The organism is Nocardia xishanensis NBRC 101358 (genome assembly GCF_001613365.1).
Classification (GTDB): domain Bacteria; phylum Actinomycetota; class Actinomycetes; order Mycobacteriales; family Mycobacteriaceae; genus Nocardia; species Nocardia xishanensis.
Map to the genome: position 1 here is coordinate 54,922 of NZ_BDCF01000013.1, position 8,754 is coordinate 63,675.

General features: G+C 68.4%; 7 protein-coding genes. 4 read left to right on the forward strand and 3 right to left on the reverse strand.

Annotated elements, in window-relative coordinates:
• The first annotated feature begins 9 nt into the window (after positions 1–9).
• The 3 genes from NX1_RS12675 to NX1_RS12685 all read left to right on the forward strand — a co-directional run bounded on the left by NX1_RS12675 (position 10) and on the right by NX1_RS12685 (position 4,463).
• On the forward strand, positions 10–933 hold the full coding sequence (locus NX1_RS12675) for an NAD-dependent epimerase/dehydratase family protein (RefSeq protein ID WP_068057961.1): 924 nt from the start codon (positions 10–12) through the stop codon (positions 931–933).
• Positions 934–1,069: 136 nt separating this feature from the next.
• Positions 1,070–3,361: a serine/threonine-protein kinase gene (locus NX1_RS12680; RefSeq protein WP_084501372.1), complete on the forward strand. Its 2,292-nt coding sequence runs from the start codon at positions 1,070–1,072 to the stop codon at positions 3,359–3,361.
• 112 nt (positions 3,362–3,473) lie between these two features.
• On the forward strand, positions 3,474–4,463 hold the full coding sequence (locus NX1_RS12685) for a beta-propeller fold lactonase family protein (protein WP_169812226.1): 990 nt from the start codon (positions 3,474–3,476) through the stop codon (positions 4,461–4,463).
• Here the strand turns inward: NX1_RS12685 and NX1_RS12690 are convergent.
• A complete protein-coding gene (locus NX1_RS12690; RefSeq protein ID WP_068057966.1) occupies positions 4,457–5,371 on the reverse strand; it encodes a LysR family transcriptional regulator in 915 nt (304 codons plus the stop codon). The two genes, NX1_RS12685 and NX1_RS12690, sit on opposite strands and share 7 nt — an antisense overlap.
• A 113-nt stretch (positions 5,372–5,484) precedes the next feature.
• Between NX1_RS12690 and NX1_RS12695 the strand changes: the two genes are divergently transcribed.
• The gene (locus NX1_RS12695; protein WP_068057968.1) at positions 5,485–6,426 is read left to right on the forward strand and encodes an SMP-30/gluconolactonase/LRE family protein; all 942 of its coding nucleotides are present in this window, start codon (positions 5,485–5,487) and stop codon (positions 6,424–6,426) included.
• Positions 6,427–6,589: 163 nt separating this feature from the next.
• On the opposite strand, the gene NX1_RS12700 is transcribed toward NX1_RS12695, so the two are convergent.
• On the reverse strand, positions 6,590–7,258 hold the full coding sequence (locus NX1_RS12700; RefSeq protein WP_157119704.1) for an EthD domain-containing protein: 669 nt from the start codon (positions 7,256–7,258) through the stop codon (positions 6,590–6,592).
• A 57-nt stretch (positions 7,259–7,315) separates the two neighbouring features.
• Positions 7,316–8,644 (reverse strand): cytochrome P450, encoded by a 1,329-nt coding sequence (locus NX1_RS12705; protein WP_068058215.1) that lies wholly within the window; start codon positions 8,642–8,644, stop codon positions 7,316–7,318.
• Positions 8,645–8,754 lie beyond the last annotated feature (110 nt).

The following is an 8,754-nucleotide window of genomic DNA, read 5'->3' on the forward strand; positions in this document are numbered from 1 at the left end:
GAACCAGGGATGTCCTTGCACGTCGTCATCGGAGCCGGAGCCACCGGCTCCGCCACCGCCCGTCTGCTGGCCGAGTCCGGCGAGCGGGTTCGGCTCGTCACCCGTAGCGGCAGCGGGCCAGTCCACGAGCGAATCGAGCGAGTTGCCGCCGATGCCACCGACACCGCGCGGCTCACCGAGCTGACGCGCGGCGCGGCCACCCTCTTCAACTGCGCCATGCCGCCCTACGATCGCTGGCCGACCGGCTTTCCTCCGCTCGCCGCCGCCCTGCTGGCGGCCGCCGAGCGCACCGGCGCCGACTACGTCATGCTCGGCAACACCTACGGCTACGGCCCGGTGGACGGCCCCGTGACCGCGGACCTTCCCCTCGCGCCGACCAGCGTGAAAGGCCAGGTGCGGGCTCGAATGTGGCACGACGCGCGAGCCGCGCACGAGGCGGGCCGGGTGCGAGCGACCGAGGTCAGGGCCAACGACTTCCTTGGCGCACAAGCGATTTCGCCTTTCACGCTGATGATCGGTGCGCAGGTGCTCGCCGGATCACCCGCTTCTTACCCCGGCGATCTCGACGCCCCGCACAGTTGGACCTACATCGGCGATGCGGCGCGCACACTCGTCGCCGCGGCGCGGCAGGAGCAGTCCTGGGGCCGCGCGTGGCACGTGCCGTCCAGTTCGGAGGAGTCGGCGCGCGAACTGGCAGCATCCCTTGCCGCCGCGGCAGGCGCGCCGGAGCCGCGCCTGAACCGGATGACGAAAGCCGAACTCGAGGAAATCGGCAAGACGGACTCGATCATGGCGGAATTTTCCGAGATGCTGTACCTGTACGACCGGCCCAACCTCCTCGATGCGTCGTCGACCGTGACGACATTGCAGGTCACACCGACTCCGATCGACGAGGTCTTGGCCGAGATGGCGGCGGTACCGGTAGGGCCCTGATTTGCCGTCCGATCGCCGACGGGGGAGCGATACCCTTGAGGTCTGCGGAAAGGAGCAAATGTGGGGCAACTAGAAGGAAAGGCCGCACCGCACGTAGCCCGCCGCGTGATCGCCGCGCGCTGATCCCGAGCTACCGATGTACGAGCCGATCGACCTGGTCGATTCAGCCGAACGGACCCGCAGCGCGCTCGCCACCGCCGTGGCACGGTTCTCCGAGGCATGGGCGTCCGGGTCCCCGCCCGACCTGTCGGCGTATCTACCGCGCGAACCGGCCGCGCGGCGAACGGTGATGATCGAACTGATCAAGGTCGATCTCGAATACCGCTGGCTGCGCCACGACTTCCCCAAGCGACTGGCCGAATACCGGGCCGAATTCGCCGAGCTGCGTGACGGGCCGCTCCCGGCCGAGCTCGTCTACGAGGAATTCCACGCTCGGCGTCGCGGTGGCAAGGTGGCCGAGACGGCGGCCGCGGCCACCGCCGCGGGCGCGGCGGCGGACTCCGAGCTCGCGCAGATCGAGGACTACCGCAGCACGATGATCGCCCGTCCTGGCGCCCAGGTTCTGCTCGACTCCATCGACGTCGGCGACCGGGTCGACGATTTCGACCTGCTGATGCGGATCGGCGCCGGCGCCTTCGCCCAGGTGTATCTCGCCAGGCAGCAATCCATGCAGCGACTGGTCGCGGTCAAGATCTCACACAATCACGGCATCGAGCCGCAGACCCTCGCCCAGCTCGATCACGAATACATCGTGCGGATCTTCGACCAGCGACTCATCGGCGACGGCGAGCTGAAGCTGCTCTACATGCAGTACCTCCCGGGCGGAACGCTGCTCGACGTGCTGCGCTTGCGGCGCTCGACGCCGCGGGAGCGCCTCGGCGGGCAACTGCTGCTCGACGCGGTCGACGCGGTGCTTGCCGAAAAGGGCGAGGTGCGGCCCGCGGAGTCGGCTGTTCGTGAACGGACCGCCGCGCTGACCTGGCCGGAGACCGTCGCCTGGCTGGGCCGCCGACTCGCTGACGCGTTGCAGCACGCGTCCGAACGCGGGGTGCTGCATCGCGACATCAAACCCGCGAATGTTCTGCTCAGCGCCGAGGGCATCCCGAAGCTGGCCGATTTCAACGTCAGCTTCAGCAAACGCGTCAAGGGCGCGAGTCCGCTCGCGTATTTCGGCGGATCGCTGGCGTACATGTCGCCCGAACAGCTCGAGGCCTGTCATCCCGAGCTGTCCACGAGCGCCGCCGACCTCGACACGCGAAGCGACATCTTCGCGCTGGCCGTCATGCTGTGGGAACTGCTGACCGGACATCGTCCCTTCGCGGACGAAACATCCGCGGGCGAGTCGCAGACGTCGCTGGCCCGCATGCTCGAACTGCGGCGCAGGCCCATCGACCCGAAGTTCCTGTCCGATCTACCGCCGGACTGCCCGCCCGCCCTCCGCCGGGTGCTGTTGAAGTGTTTGTCGCCCGACCGCTCGGATCGCTACTCGTGCGGTTCGGAATTGGCCCAGCAGCTCGATCTGTGCCTCGAGGCGAGGGCCCGAGACCTCGTCTATCCGCCGCCGAACAGTTGGCGGGCGCGTCTTTCGCGGTGGCCGACCCCGATCCTCTGGTTGTCTTCGCTGACCGGCATCGGCCTGGCAACGGCCTATCTGGCCACACACGCCCAGAAACTGATCAGAGAACGAGTGCCCGACGCCGTCAACTCGCAGATGGACCGGGGAGTGATCGCTTGCATCCTCGGCGTCTTGCCGTTGGCCATCGTCATCTACGTGTACATATCGCGTGATCTGCTCGCGGTGTCGCGCGGCTTGCGCGATGGTAGGCGCTACGACGAGGCGACGCTCGCGCGGGTGCGGTCGCGAACGCTGCTGTGGGGCGACCTGTGTGCGCTGAACACCCTTCTCGCGGCGGTGATCGCGACCGTGACCGGCGTGATGTTGCTGCGCTGGTTCACCGACCTCTCGCTGCGGATACAGATCCACGCGGCGATGACCGTGCTGGTGGCGGGCACCATCTCCGTCGCCTACACGTTCTTCCTCTCCACGTTCTATATCGTCCGGTGCGTCTATCCCATCTATCTGAGCCACGGCCGCACGACGGAGCAGGACTCTGCCGATCTGCACTGGCTGCGTCGAAGAACCACGGTCTATCTCGCGATCACCGCATCGGTGCCGGTGATCGGCGTGCTGGCGGGATTCAGCGCCCTCGAATCGGATGAGCTTGCGCTCGTCCGCGATTCGGTGCTGGGGTTGTGCGCGGGCGGCGGCCTCGCCTTCGTCGCCGTGTATTGGCTTTTCCGGAAACTCGACGCCGACCTGCGCGCGCTGGACCGCGTGATCTCGGTTCCCGCCCTCGACGACCGCCCCGATCGCCTCGACCGTCCAGGTCGTGTAGGCCGCCCAGGTCGCGCGGGACGACCGAAATGATCTCGGGGCTGCTAGATTTCAGCGAATGCGTGCCAGAACGAGGCTCATCGGGGGAATCGGCCTTGCCGTCGCGGTCGCGGTTTCCGTCAGCGGCTGTGCCTCGCCTCGGCCGGTGACATTCCCTTCGCCGTCGACCACCACCGCGACCACTACCCGCGACCCGGGCACCGACTGGCTCGCCGAGGTCGGTCCCGGCCCGTATCGCGTCCTCGCGACGCTGAACGCCGGTAAGGATCCCCGCGGTCTCGTCATCGACTCCGAGGCGCGGAAGGCATATGTCGTGAGCAGCGAGGATCAGACCGTCTACGTCATCGATACCGGCGCCCGCTCGGTCACCGCGAACATTCCGGTCGGCGTGTATTCGAGCGAAATCCAGCCGATGGTGGTCGACCCGGTGACGCACCTGGTCTATCTGATCGCCAATGGCTCGGACGGCGAGCTGCTGGTCATCGATCCGAATACCAGGACCGTCACCGCGAAGCTTCCGGCGGGCGGGGATCCCAGCGCGGTGGCCATCGACGCCGAGCGCCACACCGTCTACGTCGCCAACCGCTACCACAAGACCGTGACGGCCATCGATATCGGCACGCACGCTGTCGTCGCGACGATTCCGGTCGGCGCCCAGCCCAACGCGCTGGCGGTCGACCCGGGCAATCACCAACTCTGGGTCGTCCAGGGCAACAACGTCTCCGTCGTCGACCCCGATGCCCGCCTCGTGCGCGACACCATTCCGGTGGGGAACGAACCGCAGGGCATCGCCATCGTCCCGGGGACGCATACGGCGTATGTGACCGATCTGGAAGGAAACTCGGTTACGCTCGTCGACACCGAAAGCCGCACCCCGGCGGGCTCCGTCTCGCTGGGGCGGGAGGCATCGCTCGGTGTGGCGGTCGATCCCACAGAGCACACCGCCTACGTCACCACCGGTGCGTTCGGCGGAGTCGCGATGATCGACACGATCCTCGGCAAGGTCACCGCCGTGCGCCGCACCGGCAAAACGGGAAACTGCACGTGGGGCATCGCGGTGGATCCGGCGACCCACCATGTCTACGTGACGAACTGCAAGCCCGACGGTTCCGTGGAAGTGCTCGCGCGTCAGTGAGCCGCGTCGCCCGCCGGGTAGCCAGCGGGCTGGTGCGGAACCGGGATGTCGACGATCGAGAGGAAGGCGGTCGCGGCGGGCGTGGGGCTGAAGCGGTTCCAGACGACATACTCGACGCGGGTGGGCGCGTCATCGATGGCGAGGGTGACCACGCCGCTGAGCTGCGGCGCGTAAGCGGCGGGAAGCATGGCCACGCACAGGTCCTGCCCGACGAGCCGGGTGATGTAGTCCGCGGTGGTCACTTCGAAGGCGACGTCGCGGTCGAGGCCCGCGGCCGCGAAGGCCTGATCGGATTGGGCGCGCCCCGCGGTCCCGGCCGGTAGGTCGACGAACACCTCGGACGACAGCCTGCGCAGGTCGACCGCGGATTCGCCCGCAAGCGGATGGTCCGGCGCGACGACGGCGACGAGCCGGTCACGGGCGAGTTCCTGGACGGCGACACCGCGGGGTCGCACGGTGGTCGGCAGCCCGAGGAACGCCACGTCGATCGTTCCCTGCTCGACCTGCGCGGCGAGGTCCTCGCTCGCGCCCACCCGAAGGCCGATACGCACGTGCGGGTGCCGCCTGCGGAATTCACGCAGCGCGGTGGGGACGTCGACCGCGGAGACGGTCGGGATCAGGCCGACCGCGAGCCGCCCGCGCACCTCGCCGACGGCCGCGGCGACCTCGGCGGCCGCGCGCTCGGCGGTGTCGAGGCACTGGCGGGCGGCAGGGAGGAACGCCGCTCCGGCCGGAGTCAGCCGCACCCGGCGGCTGGTGCGCTCGAACAGTCGCGCCCCGAGTTCCCTTTCCAGCCGGGCGATCTGGTGACTGAGGGCGGATTGGACGACGTGGCATCGTTCCGCGGCGCGGGTGAAGCTGTTCGTCTCGGCGACGGCGACGACGTAGCGCAACTGCTGAAGCTCCATCGATCCATCGTGAATCACGATCGATGGAGTGACAAACATGTGTTGGATTCATCAATAGATCTCCGATGAGATCGTGAGTATGAAAAGTCCAGCAGTGCAGAGAGGGCGATGAGATGAAGCGTGTACTCGGTACTTTGACCGCGCTGGCCTGCCTCGGCGGGACGGCATTGGCACCCGCGAATCCGGCGGCGGCGGACATCCCAATATTCCCCACCACGATCGCTCTGCCCGACGGGTTCCGTCCGGAGGGTGTCGCTATCGATACGCTGCCGGTGGCCTATTTCGGTTCCATGGCAGACGGTTCCATCTACCGTGTCGACCTGGTGACCGGGCGCGGTGACCTGCTGAGCCGCGGCCCGGGCACGCAGGCGCTCGGCCTCCGGATCGATGACCGCGGACGATTGTTCGTCGCGGGCGGCACCGGCGGCGACGTCCGCGTCCTCGATACCCGGACGGGCGTGGTCCTGGCGACCTACCAATTGGCGACTCCGCCGGACACTTTCGTCAACGACGTCGTGTTCACCCCGTCGGGCGCGTGGTTCACCGACTCGCGCGCGCCCGTGCTGTACCACTTGCCGATCGGGCCGGACGGTAGGTTGCCCGCGCCCGAGCAGGTGGCCCGAATCCCGTTGACCGGTGACCTCGTCTACGTGCCGAATGCCTTCAACGCCAACGGTATCGCGCGCACGCCCGACGGCGCCGGTCTTATCGTCGTGCAATCGGAGACCGGCCGCCTCTTCCGCGTCGACCCGGCGACGGGCACGACGCGCCTCGTCGACCTCGGTGGCGAGGAACTGCCCGACGGCGACGGGCTGCTGCTGGATGGCAGCACACTGTATGTCGTACAGAACCGGCGCAACGCGATCGCCGTGATCTCCCTCGACACCGAGGGCACGAAGGGCACGCTCGTGCGGCGAATCACCGACCCACGCTTCGATGTACCGAGCACCGTCGCCGCGTACGCGGGGCGGCTGTACCTGCCGAACGCTCGCTTCGACACCCCGCCCGAGCCGGCCACGCCCTACACCGCCGTCGCTGTCGAGCTGCCGCGATGACCGGCGGGGCGTCGTGTGCCGGGCCGATGTTGTCGGCAGGTGCTCGAAGGGCTTGGGCTACAAGACCTTCCGGGGCCAGCGCGCGATCCCGGGGTCCGTACCGCAAGGGCTCGCGGGTCGCCGCCGCGAACCGTGCGGTGATGGGCCCCGAATACTCTGCGGCTCAGTGCAATACGTACCGGCTGGTGGGGACGACGTCGATATCGCGGTCGGCGCCGAACGCGACCACACTGGTCATCATGCGCTCGATCCGCCGGTTCAGCTCGGCGGGGTCGCCGCCGCTGCCGTAGAAGGCGTGCGGGTCACGCAGCGCCTCGAGCGGGAACAGCTCCTCGACCACCGCGGCGATGTCCGGTGCGGTGTCGGTGACGGCCTCGAGTACGCGATTCTGCACGTAGCCGAAGGTGGCCTGGGTTGCGATCGCGACCTCGGTGTGGCGGTTGCGCCAATGATCGAGCCACTCGTCGTACGGCAGCTCCGGCGGCCTGCGCAGAAACGCCACGTTGGCCAGCCCCGGCGCGCGCTCGCCGATCGCGACCGGAGGCGGCGGAAGGGGCGTCCTGACCTCGACCCGCCACCCCTCGCAACGCTCGGCGACGTCGCCGAGCGCCGCGAGCACGGCCGCGCGGTCGCAGCCGGTCGAGGACGAAAGGGCGAGCACCGCGTCGATCGGCGCGTCGAAGGTCGTCAACCGGAGCATCGCCTCGGCCACGTCGGCGTCGGAGATGTTCAGCCGCACGGATTCGGCGCCCGCAGCGACCAGCTGCCGCGTCAGACCCGCGTCCCGCAGGTCGCCGACGCCCCAGAGCGCGAAGATCAGTTCTTCCGGCACCGCACCACCACCTTGTAGAACAGGTTCCAGTACGGCGAGTGTAGGCGGCCTTCCGGCTCAGCGCGGCAGCAGGGTGATGCGAGCGTTGTCGGCCGGGCTGAGGCCGGTGTGGTAGCGGCGTGGCGGTTCGATGGGACCGGGCGCGGCCTGGATGCGGCGCTGCTCGAGCACGGTCCGGAACAGGATCCTGGCTTCCACGAGGGCGAACTGAGCGCCCAGGCAACGATGCGCGCCCGCGCCGAAGGTCAGCCAGGTCTGGCCGTTCGGTCGCTCCTCGAGAAAACGCTCGGGGCGGAAGACCATCGGATCGGTGTAATGCCGGGGTGATTCGTGAATGAGCAGGATCGGGACGATGACGATGGCGCCCTTGGGAATACGGATTCCGTTGAGCACGGTGTCGCGCAGGGCGCGGCGCCCGGTGAACGGGGAGACCGGGCGCAACCGCATCGTCTCGGCGACTACGGCGTCCAGGTACGCGTCGAGCCGCTTCCCGTCGCCCGCGTCGGCCGCCGCGTCCAGTTCGGCCATGGCCTCCGGGTGGCCAGCCAGCATCGCGGCGATCCAGCCGAGCGTGATGGCGGTGGTCTCGTAGGCGCCGAGCAGAATGCCGCGCATGTTGCGGGCCAGCGCGGCGTCGTCGTGCTGATCGAGTTCGGTGCCGACGTACCGGGACAGCACGTCTTTCCGGCCGCTCCGATCGCCGGGTTCGGCTCGGCGCGCGGCGATCTCCTCGATGATCACGGCGTCGACCTCCGCTTGGCGGCGACGCAGCGGCGGGTAGGGCAGCGTGTAGCCGCCGATCAGCGGCGTGAGCAAAGTGACGGCGAGGAAACCGCGACTTTCGATCTCCCCGAACCACTGGCTCACGGCCTGCTTCAGCCGATCTCGGCGGGCAGGCGCCACATCGCCGAACACGACCGCGAGCAGTACGCCGATGGCCAGGTCGTAGCCCGCCTTCAGGAACTCGAACGGCTCACCGACCGGCCAGGTGGGCAGCTCGCGCTCGACCACCTCCACCATGAGCTCTTCGTAGGATCGAAGCGCCTTGCTCTGGAACGGCGGAGCGAACAGCCTGCGTTCGCGGCGGTGCTCGTCGCCGTCGAGGAAGATCAACGTCTGCTTGCCGAACATCGCGTCGTGGCTGGAGAACCGGCTCAGCACCTGCCCGACGGAGAAATCGTCGTGGTTGGCGAAAAGCTCTCGCACGTCGTCCATGTCGTGGGTGACCAGCATGTCCGGGAATCCCGGTGGCGAGACGACGAACCGTTCCCCGAGTTCCAGCAAGGGGGAATGGTGGGTGCCCGGCCGCATCAGTCCACCGATCTGCCCGAGGTGGCGGGTGCGTAGCAAGGGGAGTTCACGCAGCGATAGGGGAGTGTGCGACACGCAGCCATCCTGATCGCTGTCCGGGCGAGACGCAAACATGAAATAGTCGCGGGCGCAAAGAGAGTCGAGCAGCGGGTGCCCCCATTTTTCGGGGCCCGGCGCGCTGGATT

Coding starts and splice junctions, on each gene's coding strand:
- NX1_RS12680 (WP_084501372.1), top strand. CDS start 1,070: ATGTACGAGCCGATCGACCTGGTCGATTCAGCCGAACGGACCCGCAGC.
- NX1_RS12690 (WP_068057966.1), bottom strand. CDS start 5,371: ATGGAGCTTCAGCAGTTGCGCTACGTCGTCGCCGTCGCCGAGACGAAC.
- NX1_RS12695 (WP_068057968.1), top strand. CDS start 5,485: ATGAAGCGTGTACTCGGTACTTTGACCGCGCTGGCCTGCCTCGGCGGG.
- NX1_RS12675 (WP_068057961.1), top strand. CDS start 10: ATGTCCTTGCACGTCGTCATCGGAGCCGGAGCCACCGGCTCCGCCACC.